Annotated in this window: 17 protein-coding genes and 1 pseudogene; 1 reads left to right on the forward strand and 17 read right to left on the reverse strand. The window is 48.1% G+C overall.

Annotated elements, in window-relative coordinates; all coding sequences use genetic code 11:
- Window positions 1-28: 28 nt before the first annotated feature.
- Window positions 29-535, forward strand: coding sequence for a hypothetical protein (locus tag EXW96_RS23715; RefSeq protein ID WP_054820364.1), 507 nt, complete (start codon window positions 29-31; stop codon window positions 533-535).
- Here the strand turns inward: EXW96_RS23715 and EXW96_RS27880 are convergent.
- The 17 genes and pseudogenes from EXW96_RS27880 to EXW96_RS23795 form a co-directional block, all read right to left on the reverse strand.
- Entirely contained in the window at window positions 528-1,820 is a 1,293-nt protein-coding gene (locus EXW96_RS27880) for a glycosyltransferase (RefSeq protein WP_254611539.1), read from the reverse strand. The two genes, EXW96_RS23715 and EXW96_RS27880, sit on opposite strands and share 8 nt — an antisense overlap.
- A 277-nt stretch (window positions 1,821-2,097) precedes the next feature.
- The gene (locus EXW96_RS23725) at window positions 2,098-2,814 is read right to left on the reverse strand and encodes an ABC transporter ATP-binding protein (protein WP_054818345.1); all 717 of its coding nucleotides are present in this window, start codon (window positions 2,812-2,814) and stop codon (window positions 2,098-2,100) included.
- A complete protein-coding gene (locus tag EXW96_RS23730; RefSeq protein ID WP_174351573.1) occupies window positions 2,814-3,575 on the reverse strand; it encodes an ABC transporter ATP-binding protein in 762 nt (253 codons plus the stop codon). The genes EXW96_RS23725 and EXW96_RS23730 overlap by 1 nt, the downstream gene beginning before the upstream one ends.
- 1 nt (window position 3,576) lies before the next feature.
- A complete protein-coding gene (locus EXW96_RS23735) occupies window positions 3,577-4,527 on the reverse strand; it encodes a branched-chain amino acid ABC transporter permease (RefSeq protein WP_174351574.1) in 951 nt (316 codons plus the stop codon).
- Between the two features lie 20 nt (window positions 4,528-4,547).
- Window positions 4,548-5,411 carry a branched-chain amino acid ABC transporter permease gene (locus tag EXW96_RS23740; RefSeq protein ID WP_074727688.1) on the reverse strand — a complete coding sequence of 288 codons (864 nt, stop codon included), beginning with the start codon at window positions 5,409-5,411 and terminating at the stop codon, window positions 4,548-4,550.
- A 132-nt stretch (window positions 5,412-5,543) separates the two neighbouring features.
- Window positions 5,544-6,713, reverse strand: a complete 1,170-nt coding sequence (locus EXW96_RS23745; RefSeq protein ID WP_062410013.1) for an ABC transporter substrate-binding protein — start codon at window positions 6,711-6,713, stop codon at window positions 5,544-5,546.
- 159 nt (window positions 6,714-6,872) lie between these two features.
- Window positions 6,873-7,493 carry a hemolysin family protein gene (locus EXW96_RS27885; RefSeq protein WP_309225206.1) on the reverse strand — a complete coding sequence of 207 codons (621 nt, stop codon included), beginning with the start codon at window positions 7,491-7,493 and terminating at the stop codon, window positions 6,873-6,875.
- 17 nt (window positions 7,494-7,510) lie between these two features.
- Window positions 7,511-8,025 (reverse strand): annotated as a pseudogene (locus EXW96_RS28695) (CNNM domain-containing protein).
- Between the two features lie 366 nt (window positions 8,026-8,391).
- The gene (iolB, locus tag EXW96_RS23755) at window positions 8,392-9,177 is read right to left on the reverse strand and encodes a 5-deoxy-glucuronate isomerase (protein WP_174351575.1); all 786 of its coding nucleotides are present in this window, start codon (window positions 9,175-9,177) and stop codon (window positions 8,392-8,394) included.
- 217 nt (window positions 9,178-9,394) lie between these two features.
- Window positions 9,395-10,309, reverse strand: coding sequence for an acetamidase/formamidase family protein (locus EXW96_RS23760; protein WP_074727695.1), 915 nt, complete (start codon window positions 10,307-10,309; stop codon window positions 9,395-9,397).
- 55 nt (window positions 10,310-10,364) lie between these two features.
- Entirely contained in the window at window positions 10,365-11,063 is a 699-nt protein-coding gene (locus tag EXW96_RS23765) for an ABC transporter ATP-binding protein (protein WP_062410017.1), read from the reverse strand.
- A 59-nt stretch (window positions 11,064-11,122) separates the two neighbouring features.
- Entirely contained in the window at window positions 11,123-11,884 is a 762-nt protein-coding gene (locus EXW96_RS23770) for an ABC transporter ATP-binding protein (RefSeq protein WP_054818349.1), read from the reverse strand.
- A complete protein-coding gene (locus tag EXW96_RS23775; RefSeq protein WP_062410018.1) occupies window positions 11,865-12,923 on the reverse strand; it encodes an ABC transporter permease subunit in 1,059 nt (352 codons plus the stop codon). Before EXW96_RS23775 ends, EXW96_RS23770 begins: the two co-directional genes overlap by 20 nt.
- A gap of 6 nt (window positions 12,924-12,929) precedes the next feature.
- Window positions 12,930-13,811, reverse strand: coding sequence for an ABC transporter permease subunit (locus EXW96_RS23780; RefSeq protein WP_235594176.1), 882 nt, complete (start codon window positions 13,809-13,811; stop codon window positions 12,930-12,932).
- A gap of 108 nt (window positions 13,812-13,919) precedes the next feature.
- Window positions 13,920-15,200, reverse strand: a complete 1,281-nt coding sequence (locus EXW96_RS23785) for an urea ABC transporter substrate-binding protein (RefSeq protein ID WP_217437488.1) — start codon at window positions 15,198-15,200, stop codon at window positions 13,920-13,922.
- Between the two features lie 382 nt (window positions 15,201-15,582).
- Window positions 15,583-16,299, reverse strand: coding sequence for a FadR/GntR family transcriptional regulator (locus EXW96_RS23790; RefSeq protein ID WP_174351576.1), 717 nt, complete (start codon window positions 16,297-16,299; stop codon window positions 15,583-15,585).
- A gap of 5 nt (window positions 16,300-16,304) precedes the next feature.
- A complete protein-coding gene (locus tag EXW96_RS23795; RefSeq protein WP_054818353.1) occupies window positions 16,305-16,502 on the reverse strand; it encodes a hypothetical protein in 198 nt (65 codons plus the stop codon).
- Window positions 16,503-16,530 lie beyond the last annotated feature (28 nt).

The following is a 16,530-nucleotide window of genomic DNA, read 5'->3' on the forward strand; positions in this document are numbered from 1 at the left end:
GCAACAATACGAGAAAGTCGCTCGCTGGATGAAGCCAATCCGTCACATTGCAGAAATCCTTGAACCCAGCATGGATAAGACAAGCAAGACAGTTGAATGGGAAATGACAAAGCTGTTGGATTGGGTTCGGCTTTCCTATACCGAAGAGAATGATCTGGAAATGGTTAACAATCTCCTTAGTTACAGCAAGGGATTCTGGAAGGGACTCTTCACTTGCTACGATCATTATCATGTGCCAAGAACGAACAACGATCTGGAACGCTTCTTCCGAGCTACGAAGACACGACACCGTCGGATGACCGGGCTACGCAACTGGAACGAATACATCTTACGGAATGGTGAGATGGTTGTGCTCGTTGATGATGGACTTAAACAGGAAAACCTAATCGCCCGTTTAAGGATGGTCGACTACACAAGCTACAAGAAACAGAAAGAAAAATGGAATAACCGGTTGAGCGATAGTGTTATGCGCAAACGGTTTAAACGCGATCCACAAAATTATCTTAAAAATTTAGAAAACCAATGGCTCAAATAACATGTATGTTATTCATGCCGCCGTAGAAAAAAAACTCTTCATTCAGCAGCCCGTGAATGGTGGCGACATGGGCAGCTTGTACAGGTTTAACCCGGGAAATCGCTCTGGTGGAAATGACGTCATGCGTATGAATCAAATCATATTGATCCAGGCCGATCAAGGCCGATGCCATTTCAAACACATATCGCTCAATCTCCCGAAAGCGGGCCCAAGGCTCCAATTCCGGAAGCTCCTGGTCAAAATAGTCCATCATGATGTCGTGCACAGGAAATAAAATGGGATTTTTTTCTATCGTGAGCTGATCACTCAATCGATAAATTTTATTCATATCCGGATGATGGGCCAGTATGTCCACCTGATGTCCGAGTTTTTCCAAGCCTTGTTTCAGCACGTTTAAGTACGTATTGACTCCACCTATATGAGGAACAAACCAGTAGGTGACAAGCAAGATTTTCATAAATGAAACCTCCTTATCGGTACCCCAGCTGTCAAGAGCCTGTTTGTTTGAATGCGGCAGCATGGGAATATGGATTACCTTAGAAAAGCCATCCATATGAACCCTAATGATCTGATCACCATATCGACTGGATTGGCCTACCACTTGGTATGCTCCGGCCGGCAGCCCCTTACACTGATAGTACCCCTTCTTATTAATCCCTATTTTCCTGACCAGGATTTGGTCTTTGTTGAATATCTGAACCGTCCCCTCCGTTAAAAACCGTCCCGTAAATTTGTCATACACCATACCGCTTATAGAGGATAGGCTGTCAGACCTCTTGTCCCACCACAAACTGTTCTTAAATGGATGCAGCATTTCTTTATCGGGAATTTTATACGTATCGGCAAAAATGAAGGATAACCGGTCCCATAGGGGTTCGTCTGTGCAGTTAAAAATGTTTCTTGGCTTGAAATCGAGCAGATCATGATACGGTTCCATCGCATCAGGCAGTTCGGGAATGACGATATCATCAAGCAAAAAGGAGAGTTTCCTTGTATCTTCGCTGATCCCTTTTTCCTTCGGTACAAAAACAGAGCTGGAGATAATCAGCAGCTTTCCCTGCATTACGGGTTTCATTTTCGTTTGCATGGTGAAATGGCCTTCTTGGATCTCTGCCTGATCCATCAGTTCACCATTGATATAAACGGAGATCGTGAGTTGTTCAGGCCATGGGTGTCGGCGTCCGGAAATGATTAAAGCTGTTGTTCTCCTGATAGGAGGCAATGGAATGACAAAATACTTGGAAACCCATCCATCAGGATAACGGTCCGTAAATATAGCGCTCATCAACATCCCTCCGTTTTTTTGATTTTGTTGCCGCCACCCTTTGATGGACGAACCGATCGTGGTCAAACCCGGAAGGTGCGTAAGCTCCCCGGACTTTATATTAAAATATGTGATAGAAAATATATTGAAACGGCAATAGACTACGTCTTTCATTTTTAAGATCGCCGGGGTCCGGGCGGCTCTATCTACTCGAATCTGTATGCATAGAAAAAAGACAGCCCGAATGAAAATATCATTCGGACTGCCCTTGTTAACCATCGGGTGGATCGGTCATCTCTCAAGCATGCTTCTTTCCACCCAGATACGCGTCTTTCACCCTATCATTGTGAAGTAAATCCTGCGCCTCGCCGCTCAGAACGATTTGTCCGGATTCGAGAACATAACCGTAATCGGCTATCTTGAGCACCTGCCGAACGTTCTGCTCCACGATCAGCACCGTCGTTCCTTCTTGATTGATCTGCCGGATGACCTTAAAGATATCGGAAACAATGATCGGAGCCAATCCCATAGAAGGCTCATCGAGCAGCAGCAGCTTCGGACGGGACATCAGCGCACGCGCGATGGCAAGCATTTGCTGCTGTCCGCCGGACATCGTTCCGGCAAGCTGGTCCACCCGCTCTTTCAGAATCGGAAACCAGGCGAACATCTTCTCGATATCCTGTTGAATACCTTGGCGATCGTTGCGCTGGTAAGCGCCAAGCTCCAGGTTCTCGAGTACGGTCATCGGAGCCAGCACCTGACGGCCTTCCGGAACCAAAGCCAGCCCTTCCTTGACCAATTGGTGAGGCTTCATTCCCTGCACCTGCTTACCGTTAAGGGTGATGGAACCGCTCCGCGGCGTAAGCACACCAGCTACCGTCTTCATCAGCGTCGTCTTCCCGGCCCCGTTAGCGCCGATCAGAGAAACGATTTTCCCTTCGGGCACTTCAAGCGAAATGCCCTTTAATGCGCGAATATTGCCATAGTACGTTTCGAGATTTTGGATCGCAAGCATCAGTCATCCTCCTTCCCGAGGTAAGCCTCGATGACATCAGGATGGTTTTGGATTTCCTCAGGTGAGCCTTCGGCAATTTTCACGCCGAAATTGATGCACACCACTCTATCGCACAGGGTCATGACCAGCGGCATATCATGCTCGACGAGCAGGACCGTCGTACCGTTGTCCCGGATTTTACGGATCAGGTTCATGAGCTCATGCGTCTCGCTTTCGATCATTCCCGCCGCCGGTTCATCAAGCAAAAGCAGCTTCGGATTCGTCGCCAGCGCGCGGGCGATTTCGAGTCTGCGCTGCTGTCCATACGCCAGCGTATCGGATCGGATGTCTGCGACGTCCTTCAGGCCGACGAATTCAAGCAGTTTCATCGAACGCTCCTGTACATGGGCTTCTTCTTTCTTTTGGCCAGGCAGATGCAGCAGAGAAGCCCAGTAACCGGATTTGGTTACCGTATGCATCCCGACCTTAATGTTTTCCAAAGCGCTCATATGGCCGAACAAACGGATGTTTTGAAAGGTACGGGCGATGCCAAGCTCCGTAATTTTGTGCGGAGGCAGCTTCAACAGATTCGTTCCGTCAAAGACGATGCTTCCTATCGTCGGCGGAAAAATGCCCGTGATCATGTTGAAAATCGTCGTTTTTCCAGCCCCGTTCGGTCCGATCAAACCAAGGATCTGGCCTCTGTCCAGACTGAAATTCACATCCGACAGCGCCTTAATCCCGCCGAATGTTTTACCGATTTGCTTCAATTCGAGCAGCATGCTACAGCCCCCCTTTGCCGGAAGTTTTGCTTTTGCGTTGTTTCCATTTGGCAAATGTGCTGGCCGTGATCAAGCCATGCGGACGGAACGCCATAACGAGGATCAGCAAGGTGCCGTAGAAGATCATTTTGTATTCGGCCAGAACGCGCAAATACTCCGGCAATCCCGTTAACAACGCCGCCCCGAAGAGCGGACCGATAATGACTTCCGAACCGCCGACAACGGCAAACGATAATATTTCCACAGCCCGGTGATAATTGAAATCGTCCGGCGTGATGCTCGTCGTAATGTGGGCATAGAGGCCGCCGCCCAGCCCCGCGAGCATGGAACCGATCAAATAAGCCAGCATCTTGTAATACGTAATATTGATGCCCATGGCGCGGGCCGCTGTTTCATCCGCACGGATGGCGCTGAACGCCCGGCCGACCCGGGAACGGTCCAGACGAATTTGGCATAATAAAATAACGATAAATAAAAGCATCATCGCAATTAAGGTCGATAAGGCTTTCATTTGAGATACGGAAATCCCCAAAACGGATGCATCCAGTCCAATTAACTTCTCCAGCTCGTATAACCGCGTTCCGATCGATTGCAATCCGGTCAGACCCAGCGCACCGTTGGTGATTTCCAGGTTCAGCATAATGACCCGGACAACCTCGCCGAAACCAAGGGTAGCAATAGCCAGATACAGTCCATGAAGTCTTAATGTGGGATAACCGATAATTAAAGCCACAATTCCGGTAATGGTCACTGCGAGAATCAACGCCACAATTAACGGCAAATCCGCCGATTTGGTAGCAATGGATGCGGTATACGCTCCAATACTCATAAACCCTGCATGTCCAAGCGAAAGCTGTCCCGTAGACAACGTAATATAAATACTGATAGCCAAAATCAAATTCAGGAACAAAAAGGTGAAAACCTGCAGCGTATAAGGATTTAAAAAGTCCATTTTCTTCTCATGTTCCCCCTTTACGCCTTTTTCCCAAACAGACCTTGCGGCCGGATGAGAAGGATGACAATAATCATACCGAAGGCCACGGCATCCCTGTAGGAAGAATCACCATAAGCAACGGCCAATACTTCCGACATGCCGATCAGCACGCCGCACACCATGGCCCCGGGAATGCTGCCGACTCCGCCAAGGATAAGGGCAGCCAAGCCTTTGAAGCCCAGTGTAAGACCCATCGAGGGGATTAATGCCGAATAAGCAATACCGATCAGCATGCCGGCGATGCCGCCCAGAGCCGAAGCAATCACCACGGTCATAATAATGACGGCGTTCGTATTGATGCCAAGAATCCCTGCGGTTTCCGTATTTTCCGCAGTTGCTCTGAGCGCCTTACCCATTTTGGTCTTTTGAATCCAATAATTCAGAATGACCATTAAACACAGTGAGATGCCGATGATGATCAGATCCGCCGCGCGCATCTGCACGGGTCCTATATGGAAAACGGCCGCTCCGACACTCGGCACCGACCGGGAATCCGCTCCAAAGAATACATGAGTCAATTCTTCGATCAGGATTGCGAAACCAATCGTGCTGATTAGAGGCGCCAGATGCGGTACGTTCTTTTTTCTTAGCGGCCGCAGCGCGGTGAATTCAAGCACAAGCCCCAAGATTCCCGATACGATGACCGCAACGGGAAATGCGACCATAAACGGCAATCCGGTATTAACCGTAAGACTCAATCCCACAAGCGACCCGAAAATAAAGATCTGACCATGTGCCATGTTGATAATGCGCAGCACACCGAAAATAAGCGTATAGCCGATAGCGATCAATGAATAGGTACTTCCTACGGTCAATCCGTTGAAGAGCTGCTGCCAAATCACGCTGTCTCCTCCTTTTTTTCAAAATGGGCTTACGAAACAAGCAACCCGGGCAGCACCCGGGTAACTTGTTTGTTTCCCTAACTATTCAAACCTTCATTAACTTACACAAAGGGGGCCTAAAGATGGAGTGGATTATTCGAACGTTACAAACTTGCCGGCTTTCACCGTAACGACGACAGGCACACCGATCGGATTACGTTTTTCATCAAAGGAGAGCTTGCCCGATACGCCATTGAAGTCCTTCAGCTGGGCCAATTCGTCACGCAATGCGTTACGGTCACCGCCTTTATTCGTTTTCAAAAGGGACTGGGCCATGATATACATCCCGTCATACGCCTGAGCCGCGAATTGATCCGGTTTCTTGCCGTATTTCTCTTCATATTTTTTCACGAAATTTTGTACATTTTCGTCTTTTTTGTCAGGGCTGAACGGCGTGGCTACGATAAGACCTTCCGCCGCGTGGCCGGCAATTTCCAACACTTGCGGATTGTTAAAGCCGTTGCCGCCGATAATCGGTACATTCAGACCGATTTCGCGTGCTTTTTTCACAACAAGAGAACCTTCCTTATATAATGCCGAAACGAACAATGCATCCGGATTGGCTGCTTTGATTTTGGTCAGCTGTGCGGCGAAGTCTACATCCCCATTCGAGAACGTTTCTTCACCCAGGTTGGTTAGTCCCATCTTTTCCGCCGTGGCCTTCATGGTTTTAAACCCGGATACGGAGAAATCGTCGTTCTTCGCATAAATGAAAGCCGCTGTCTTGATCCCGTGCTTCTTCACAGCCACATCCATAGCGGCAGGAATCGCTACGGACTCAGGCAGGGAATTGCGGAATACATATTCGCCGATGTCGTTAATGCCCTCGGCAGTATTGGAGATTCCGAGAATCGGAGTTTCCGCTTCACTGGCTACCGGTCCAATCGCAAACATTTCGCCGGACAAGGTCGGACCGATGATCCCGACGACTTTATCCTGGTTAATCAATTTATTGGCCGCATTGATAGCGCTTTCTTTCTTTCCTCCCGAATCTTCGGTGATGAGCTCGATTTTTAATTTTCCTTTGTTCGCTTCATTTAACTCGGTTAAAGCAAGCTCTAAACCTTGTTTTTGGGCTTCGCCATAGGCCGCCCCGCTTCCGGAAAGGAATCCGATGTAACCGATTTTAGCCACCTGTTCGCCATTTCCGGCTTCCGCCCCGGACCCGCCGTTGGTTGCCGCAGGTTGCGCACCGCAGCCTGCCAATAAGGCCAAGCTCAATACAGCGGAAAGAACTGTACCCATGCCTTTTCTCTGTCTCATGTCGCATCTCCCTTTGAATAAGTATTAATAACAAAAAATGTAACAAATTTATTAACAAAGTGTCAATAACAAATCTCTTACTATTTCGACACTTTTCCCGCACGTTTCCAATTAATAAATAAGCAAAAAGCACCGACCCGGCGGTCCGTGCTTTTTAGATCACATTGACTTGTCAATGATTACCTTTAGTATCCGTTTTTCATCCGCTTCCCCCGCCTTAAAGACCACGCCGTTCCATTCCAGGACCGGTTTTTCGCCCAATTCGGGTATTCGGCCCAATTGGCCTATCAAAAACCCGCTTAACGTATCGTAGTCATCGGTCGGCAGTTCCATATCCAGCAATTTTTCCACATCGTCCAAACTGGTGTAGCCTTGTACCATAAATGTATTTTCACCGATGGCGATGACTTCCTTCTCTTCCTCATCATGCTCGTCGAAAATATTGCTGACGATTTCCTCAAGCAAATCCTCGATCGTCACAATACCCGCTGTTCCCCCATATTCATCAATGGCAACCGCCATATGGACCTTGTTCTTCTGCAGGTCCTTGAACAGTTCGTCGATCCGCTTGGCCGCCGGAACAAGATACGGTGCTCGTATGACATCCTTGATATCAAGAACATGCTCATGACGGCTTTCCAGACACAATATGATGTCCTTTACATGTAGAATTCCTACAATATTATCAATTCCCTTCTCAAAAACCGGGAATCTCGTATATTTCTCCATATGAATCAATTGCACGACTTCTTCGAGCGTCGCCGTGATCGGAATAGCCACGATATTCGTCCGGTGAGTCATAATATCGGAGACGACTTTATTGTCAAACTCAAAATATTGTCGATCATCATTTTCTCGGTTTCCTGAATGGTTCCCCGCTCCTTGCCGACATCCACCATCATCCGGATTTCCTCTTCCGTCACCTGCTCGTCATTGGCATGGGGATCCACGCCGAATAGACGAACGATCACATTGGTGGAGGCTGTCAGCAGCTTAACAAACGGAGACGCGATCACCGACAGCGCGGTCAAAGGCCGCACCACGATCATGGATATGGCTTCCGCTTTTTTCATGGCCACCGCTTGGGCACCAATTCACCGAATACTAACGTGAAGTAGGACAGCACCAGCGTAATAAAGATCACGGATATCTTTTCCAATAGATTCTGCGAGATCGGCACTCCCATTTCATAAATGAAACGGGCCAAGCTCCCGGCAAAGCTATCTGCCGCAAAGGCACTCGCCAGAAATCCGGCCAGCGTGATTCCGATTTGTATCGTAGCCAGAAACCGATAATCTCCGCGCTTGTTCATCCTCCGTTAATGGTACTTGTCCATCATATAAAAGCAAAGGCATCCTTCAAATTCACAACGGAGGGATCAATTGCCTTGATTCGCGTCTATTTCAATGGCCTGCTCCTGCTGCCCGAAACGATGAACATGATCTCCGGAAAAGTCGGCCATGGACTTCCCATCCCCAATTTATATTTACTAATAAATAACTTACATATCAAGTTTTTCGGACCATCCCTTAACAGAATTTCCCAAACCCTAAACGTTCATCCCGTTTTTTTTTGAGAATATGATTGCCGCTGCGAGCCCAATCGATTTCTTTACCGCCGCAAGTCAACAAAGACCCGACTGCAATCGAGCATTGCCATCAGGTCATTGATGATTCGTTTACTTCAGCCATTCATGAGCCGGATCAAAATACGGCACTAACGTCCTGCCATCGTCTCCGGCCATCACCCACAAATAATAGATGGGATACCCTCCCGCCGCGCTAAGCGGATGATATCCTCTATCCACTGCGAAGCTGTCTCCATGTCTTACTACGTAGGCTTGATCGATGCTTTGATCCTCCGTGTAATGCATTTGGATGCCATACCCCTGCTCAGGATTGAATTGATAATAAAAAAACGCTTCCAGATGCCGCTCATTTGAAGAAAATTTATGAGGGGGATAGCTTGACCAATGCCCGGGCTGGAGATAGGTCTCTCCCAGGATCATACGGTGGACGCGGCCTTCGCCATTGTCGCCGATAATATCATTGACTTCCCGCCGCCACGTTTCCTTGCCCCGGGGGTGGGCAACGACTTCGTTCGGCCTGACAACGAAAGGCGCATACTTGCTTTCCGCTTTAACCTTGCATACGGCGATTTGGACATCATTCGACTGCGCGGTCACTTGATAACCGGATTGGCATGGGATGTACACCGCAGTTGCTTTCCCTTTAAATACATTGTTCCTTTCTCCCAGGTCCGTCCACTTCTCATTCTCGCAAGCAACCGTCACCTTACCCGTCAAAAGGACTAAAGCCGTTTCATAACCGCCCGTCTGGCTGGAATAGTCTTCACCTTCAGCAGTTAAGGATATTTTTCCGAACGCAACATATTTTAAATCGTGGTCTTCGGTGATGATATCCTGATATCCTGCCGCTTCCTTTGCTTTGAATAAATAAGCCAATGCTGCCACTCCTTTTTTATTTGGAAATCATTGTATACATTGTGTATTTTATAATGTTATGTGATAAGCGCTTACATAGCAATAGTTTTTTGCTTAGGAAAATAAAGAAGAAGCCCCTCCAAGTAAACGGTTGTGCTCTTCTTGCACACTTGTCTGCTTAAAGGGGATTCTTCGGATTGGAGAATCGCCAGGGCTTTTTATACGGATTCTCTTTTCATTAATCCTGAACCAGAGCGTATTTCTTGTCAATTTTGGCTACCAAAGAATAATAAGTGTCTACCATGTTGCCGACATGGAGCTTGCCGATTTGGGTTAGCGCCTGATAGGCCTCCCATTGATCCCAGCCGAGCTCTACCATCCAGTCAATTAATTCCGCGTAAGCGATGCGTGCCGCATCCTCCATCGGACGCGCGCTCCCTACGACCATAAGCTCCGTGGGACTTTCAATTCTGGGCCATTTAATGGCTTTCCCTTTGATTAATTCAAATTTCAGCGTGACCTTCGCCGTAATCTCCAAAGCCACACCGCATAATTCACCGTCGCCTTGACCTGCATGACAATCTCCTGTAAAGAAGTACGCTCCCGGCACCCGTACAGGCAAATAAACGGTGTTGCCCGGCTTCGTATCGGGTACGTCCATATTTCCCCCATGGTCTGCCGGAGTCAATGCGGATATCGCTTCAAGCTCCGGAGCCGTACCGATCGTACCTAAAAACGGACGCCAGGGAAATTTCAATCGCTTGTTGTAAGTTAACTCGTTATCCTCCAGTTTATAAATAAACACCTTCTCCGGAAGCGGTTCGTTCAAGGTGCGTGTGGTGTTCGTGGCCGTTAACCCGCCGAAGTTAGGCAGATGCGCGCTAACCGCCCAATCCCTGGTCGGCTCTATGTCCATAATGTGTACTGCCAGCGTATCGCCGGGCTCCGCCCCTTCGACAAAGATAGGCCCTGTTTGGGGATTTAAATAGTTGCCCAATATTTTTGACGGAATATCGGTATCCTTCGTAACCCGATCTTCAAAGGCGTCCCTCGTATAGATGGCTACGGTTTCCCCCGGATTCACTGTGGCTATAGGCTCCAGATAACGGCTGAATACGTAACTATGTGCTCCGGGTTGTCTGATTTCTTTCATTAGGTTCGACTCTCCTCATCCCATAAGATTTGATTTCATAACCGACGTTTTTCGGCTACACGGCCAAATAGCGTTTGATCTGATCGTAATCGGCCATCACTTCGGCCGTGAGTTCGCCTACAATACTCCCTTTATCCATCGCGTAGCAGCGGTCGGACATCTGTTGAATCAGTCCGATATGCTGCTCCACAAACAGGACGGTCAAGCCCCAGTCCCGATTAATCCGTTTGATGATATCGCTGATTTGCAAAATAATACTGGGCTGAATGCCTTCCGAAGGCTCATCCAATAAAAGCAGCTCCGGTTTGCCGACCAAAGCTCTGCTGATGGAGAGCATCGCCTGCTCGCCGCCGCTCAGCGTGCCCGCCTTCTGGGTTCGCCGCTCCCTTAATCTCGGAAAATAGTCATATAATATGCCGAAGTCGATATTGGCCTCCTTTTTATTAATTTGGCTACCCATTTTCAAATTTTCTTCCACCGTCAATTTCGGAAAAATCCCGTGTCCCTGGGGAACATAACCGATGCCAATCCGAGCTCTTTCATGCGATGCGCTGGATGAAATGTCCTGTCCTTTGAAATAAATCTTTCCTTCTTTGGCATGATTCAGGCCAATCAGCGTTTTCATAAAGGTGCTTTTACCTACACCGTTACGTCCGATGATCGACACGATTTCCCCTTGCCTTACGTGAATATTCACATCGCGAATGATCATGATCTTGCCGTATCCCGATACCAGCTTCTCTACCTTAATCATCCGGTTTCCCCCTTAAGCTCACAGTCTGCCCGAGCCGTCTGATGTCTTTAGCCGCAATGTTAAACCTTGCCCAAATAGATTCTGACGACTTCCTCATTCGCTTCAATTTCGCTCAACGTCCCTTCCGCAAAAGGCTTTCCGTAATGCAGTACCGTCACATTCTCGGCTATCCGCCGGACAAATTCCATATCGTGGTCAATAAACAAAATCGTGATGCCGGATTCATTCATCTTTTTCACCAATTGTGCGGTAAATTCCGTTTCCTCAGGCCCCATTCCGGCGGCCGGTTCGTCCAGCAGCAGGATGTCCGGTTTTGAAGCAAGCGCCATAGCGATTTCCAGCCATTGCTGCTGCCCATGAGACAAATTGCTGACCTGAGGGTTGCCTAATTGTTCAATGCCTACGAAAGAAAGCAGACGGTCAATCTCAGCTTCGACATCGCCCGGCTCGACGAAATTTTGAGTGGCGATCCGCATGTTATCCCGCAATGAAAGTTCTCCATATACACCGGGAACCTGCATTTTAATGCTGATTCCCATACGCGCCCTCTTCCAAGTATCGTATTTCGTAATGTCGTTTCCTTTGAACAGTATATGTCCCTGGGTTGGAGGATAGATCCCCATAATCAACTTAAACACGGTACTCTTGCCTGCACCGTTAGGACCAATCAGGCAGCGCAGCTCACCGCGCCTGACCGACATGTTGACGCCATCCACCGCCTTTAACCCGCCAAACTGCTTGACAACGTTCCGGAGTTCCAGCAGCGTTTCCTTCCGGGGGGGCTCCAAAACCGGCGAAATTTCAGATCGTAGATTTCCCATGGATACCCTCCTTCATCACTTGCATAGGATTCACGTCCTTTTTCCGGTTAAAAAATAGGCGGTCCAGTCCTTTGAAAAGCTCGACAATAATTCCTTCCGGAACGAACCTGACGACAAGCAGGAGCGAAACGCCGAGAATGACTAAGGCAAACTGATTTCCGCTTGAGGAAAGATATTGGGAAAACCAGGAATAAATCAGGGTGAAAACCATAGCCGCCGTTAAGTTCTTCCGTCCTCCGGCTGCCACAAGGACGACGGGCAGCGTCGCTGCAGCCAGACCCATGGTGGAGGGTGTCATATAGTTGCCCCATGCCGCATATAAAATGCCGCCTAATGAAGCTATCATGCCGCTTAACGTGAATACCATCGTCTGAATTTTGGGAACATTATACCCGAACATATGACTGCGTTCTCTGTTTTCCCGAATCGCGAGAAGCGCGTATCCCCACCTCGAAACGACCAGATAACGAAGCAGAAGGTATATGGCTATGAGCAAAAAGAGAACTAAATAGTAAAAGCTATTGCCGTTGAAAGTGAACAAGGCTTCCCCGAACCCGATGGAAACGGTAGGAATGCCGTTGATCCCGTTATAGCCTCCCAACAGCACGTCGCCGATTTTCCATTCAGAGCCCGCCGTCTGCGCCATGAAGGTTTCCAGAACGAGCGTAACGCACAACGTAATCAGCCCGACGAAAACGTCGTTCACTCCTCCGTAGAACATAAAATAACCGAGAATCCAGGCCACGACGCCTGCCGCCAATACGCCTGCGACAAGAGCAACGGGAGTAAAGGAAGGTTCGCCCACATTTAAATAAAGAATGCCGTAAACATAACCGCCGATACCGAAAAAGATCGTTTGACCGAAGCTGAAAATCCCGGTATAGCCCCAAATCAAAGCCAGACTTAATGACAGAAACACCGAAATCATGAAGTTAGCCACATTCAACACTTTATATGCGGATGCAAACAACGGGATCAAGATAAAGGCGGCAAAAAGCAAGACCGCTATGACATTCTCCGCATTCAACCGAAATTTCATTGCCCGTTACCTCCCCCGCATTAATTTTTTCTCGATCAGTCCTGAAAAACCAAGCGGGAATATTCGAATGAAAAGAATCGCTACGACCAAAAGACCCAATTTGCCGATCAGCGTGCCATAAAGCATGGACAGCACACTGTTCACTGCCGACAAGGCGCCTCCGGATAATAAAGTGCCCACCAGCGGATTCGCGCCGCCGACAATCACCGTAACAAAGCTCGGCATAATGAAGCTGGACCCGAACGTCGGCGAAATCGACATCGTCGGAGCATACAGGCCGCCTGTCAGCCCGGCGAATGCCGACCCCAGCATAAAGGTAATGGTATACATCCTGGAAGTATTGGTTCCCAAACTTTGCGCAACCGCGCGATTTTGCATCGTCGCTCTGGACCTTAGTCCAAACTCTGTATGCATAAACAACCAGTACATGAAAAACAGCAGAGCCAAAGCACAAACAAATAAAACCACCCTGTAGTAGGAATAGGATCCATCGCCTAAAGTAAAGGAACCGAGCGGAGTCGAGATGCCCTGTAAAGAAGGACCCATAAGAATAAGCATGCCCTGGCCCAAAATAAGACTGATCCCCCAGGTCGCTACTACCGAATCCAACGGACGGCCATACAGGTAACGAATAATTAAACGGTCAACAATGTAACCGAAGATCGCTACGAAAACTGTCGCCGCGACGACCGCCAACGGCAATGGAACACGGGAGTGCGCCAGCAATGTCGTAATATACGCTCCGAGCATGATAAACTCTCCATGAGCGAGATTGACGATGCCCATCATACCGAATATAATCGCCAAGCCTATCGCCGATATGATCAGGAAAGCAAAGCTGTCCATGAGCTGATAAGATACGTTGAAGATACTAAAGAGAAAATTCACCGGGCCGCCTCCTTTCCGAACTTCTACCCGATGCTTGCGAGGGCTGCCCTAAGCGATATCCGCACACCGGTATCCGCCAGGCCAAACCCAAAGCCGCATGTTGTATTTCTATTTATCCAAAGGTGTATATTGTTTGTTGTCCGCTTTCGTTGTCAAATCGACGCCCTTCTCTTTGGACAACCAGTCCGGCACCACATTCTCGAAGGTTTCGGGGAAGGTGATCTTATGATTCTCGTCCGCGTGCGCCAAATACACATTCTTAATCGCATGGTGCGTTTTTGGATCAATGGTTGTTTTTCCCGACGGGGAATCCACGCTAATCCCGCTTTCAAGCGCCTTGATTACCGCTTCCTTCTCTACGGTTCCCGCTTTTTTGACGGCCTCCGCCCATAAATAAACGCCTGTGTACTGGGCTTCCGCTTCCATCCCGATATACGGCTCATCCGGGAATTTCTCGCGCCATTTTTTCACAAAAGCCTTCGCCTCCGGCGTCTCCAACTCTTCCATAAAGGTTGCCGTGACATACATATTCGCCAAGGCCGGCGGTTTGAACCGCTTGTGCTCGTAGGCTTGAGCCATATTGACCGTCGTGGCCATCGGCAGACCCTTGATACCGGATTTGGACCACTGCTCATAGAAAGATGACTGGGGAACGCCTACCAGCAATGTCACCAGGACATCCGGTTTGGCCTGCTGAATCTTGCTGATGGTGCTGCTGAACTGAGATACGCTTAACGGGATGAATTCCTCGCCAATGATTTTGCCGCCGTTTTCTTCCGCCGTTTTCTTCACCCATTGAGCCGTAATTTGGCCGAAGTTGTAATCAGCCGCAATCGTGTAAATATTCGGTCCGTACTTCTTGATCATGGATTTGATCAGTGTCACGACTTGATGCTCCGGCACGGCGCCGGTAGCAAACGTATATTTGCTGGCAACGCCGCCTTCGTATTGATTGTTATAGAAGTAAAGCATTTTGTTTTGTTCCATAATCGGACGGATCGCCTCGCGGGATGCACTGGTATATCCGCCCATCACCACATCGACTTTGTCCTCGAGAATCAATTTGCGGGCCATTTCCTGATAACGCTGGTTGTCTGACTGCGTATCGGGAGCCACGATTTCAATTTGCCTGCCCAATAGCCCTCCGCTTTTATTGATTTCATCGACAGCCAGCTCGGCCGCATGATATTTTTGCATACCTACCAGAGCAAAATCGCCTGAGCGATCCTCTAATACTCCGAGCTTAATGGGAGAATTGCTTGCATCCGATCCGAAATCGGATGAGGACGGAGAAGAAGAACCGCAAGCGGCCAACATGGACATACACAAGACTAGAGCAGCGCTAATGAAGGTCTTAGGTTTTAACAATTTGCGATATGAATGGGTCATAAGATGTATGTACCTCCTGATCATTTTTTTAATTTCCGGCCTTACTTCATTCCTGATTGACCATCCCATTCTCTATGCCGAAATACGTGTCCCCCCCGTGTGATCATCTGAAGAAACTTGGTCAGACCAGAAGTGTGTAAAAAATTTTGTTATATTATATAACATGAAACTTGGTCTGACCAACTTCTTATGGGCTATTATAGCACTATACATTGTTTTTGAATAGTATTTATGTAATATTTATTTACACTAAATAAAAAAATAAAGGCCTTTAAATTTTATAGTTAACATAATAAGTAATATATTTGCTCTCGTTACCTTAAAAAATGGATACAAAAAAAGGCCTGCAGCAGGCCTTGGGTAGCTGAGCATGATATGTTCTTCATCCATCGTTGGGCGTAGGATCGAGGGACTTGATCAACTGAATGGTGTAATCGATATGCTTTTCCATTTCTTCAGCGGCACGACGACCGTCCTTGTCGATAATGGCCTGCAGTATGGCTTGGTGCTGACGGGTAAATTCAGCGTTGGCTCCGCTGATCATCTGCGTTTGAACACGAACGGTATACAAGTTCGGCGTGACCAGATCCGAAACCAAAATCAATATATCCGATAGCGTATTATTATAAGCGGCTTTCGCAAGAAACAAATGAAAATCGATGTCCGCCTGGATCATGTTTTCCAGATCAGCAGCTGCAACCATCCGCTCCATGACGCCTTGCATTAAACGGATGTCGGCGTCTTTTCTGCGTTTTGCCGCCAGTTTAGCAATACCGCCCTCAAGCACCTTCCGGGATTCCAATAATTCAACGGATGTTTCCGTAGGAATCGTGAAAAACGGGAGCATATTGGTCAATATTTTGGGAATATGAGGAGTTTTAAGAACGGTGCCTTCACCCGGTTTAGAGTGAATCACGTCGAACATCTCCAATATTCGCAGCGCTTCTCTTACCGAAGACCTGCTCACCTGTAAAAATGAGGCCAACTCGCGTTCGGTCATTAATTTATCACCGGCAACCAAATTGCAGGAAGTAATATACTCACGAATTTGATGCAATACTTGTTCAAACATCCGATGATTTTTTTGGACTGTCGTCATTCCAATCACTTCCCGTCCTTGCGGTTATTATTGGCTTTTTGCAGGGGTTCTCCAAATCCGCACTCATCGTCTTCCATTCTCAAGAAGCGGTCACGGCATAATGCCGAACAAAATGTATGATCTCTTTCAGGAAATCCCGCAACATGAATGACCGGCTCCCCGACGATGAGTTTGGAACAAATCTCACATTGATCTTTAGTCATCTTATCACCACCTGTCCACTTAATCCAG

Origin of the sequence: Paenibacillus sp. JMULE4 (assembly GCF_013337105.1) — a bacterium.
GTDB classification, from domain to species: domain Bacteria; phylum Bacillota; class Bacilli; order Paenibacillales; family NBRC-103111; genus Paenibacillus_G; species Paenibacillus_G naphthalenovorans.

Bases quoted from the DNA above. Each gene is read 5' to 3' on its own strand.
- EXW96_RS23715 (WP_054820364.1), top strand. From the start codon at position 29: ATGAAGCCAATCCGTCACATTGCAGAAATCCTTGAACCCAGCATGGAT.
- EXW96_RS27880 (WP_254611539.1), bottom strand. From the start codon at position 1,820: ATGAGCGCTATATTTACGGACCGTTATCCTGATGGATGGGTTTCCAAG.
- EXW96_RS23725 (WP_054818345.1), bottom strand. From the start codon at position 2,814: ATGCTTGCGATCCAAAATCTCGAAACGTACTATGGCAATATTCGCGCA.
- EXW96_RS23730 (WP_174351573.1), bottom strand. From the start codon at position 3,575: ATGCTGCTCGAATTGAAGCAAATCGGTAAAACATTCGGCGGGATTAAG.
- EXW96_RS23735 (WP_174351574.1), bottom strand. From the start codon at position 4,527: ATGGACTTTTTAAATCCTTATACGCTGCAGGTTTTCACCTTTTTGTTC.
- EXW96_RS23745 (WP_062410013.1), bottom strand. From the start codon at position 6,713: ATGAGACAGAGAAAAGGCATGGGTACAGTTCTTTCCGCTGTATTGAGC.
- EXW96_RS23760 (WP_074727695.1), bottom strand. From the start codon at position 10,309: ATGAAAGAAATCAGACAACCCGGAGCACATAGTTACGTATTCAGCCGT.
- EXW96_RS23765 (WP_062410017.1), bottom strand. From the start codon at position 11,063: ATGATTAAGGTAGAGAAGCTGGTATCGGGATACGGCAAGATCATGATC.
- EXW96_RS23770 (WP_054818349.1), bottom strand. From the start codon at position 11,884: ATGGGAAATCTACGATCTGAAATTTCGCCGGTTTTGGAGCCCCCCCGG.
- EXW96_RS23775 (WP_062410018.1), bottom strand. From the start codon at position 12,923: ATGAAATTTCGGTTGAATGCGGAGAATGTCATAGCGGTCTTGCTTTTT.
- EXW96_RS23785 (WP_217437488.1), bottom strand. From the start codon at position 15,200: ATGACCCATTCATATCGCAAATTGTTAAAACCTAAGACCTTCATTAGC.
- EXW96_RS23790 (WP_174351576.1), bottom strand. From the start codon at position 16,299: ATGACGACAGTCCAAAAAAATCATCGGATGTTTGAACAAGTATTGCAT.
- EXW96_RS23795 (WP_054818353.1), bottom strand. From the start codon at position 16,502: ATGACTAAAGATCAATGTGAGATTTGTTCCAAACTCATCGTCGGGGAG.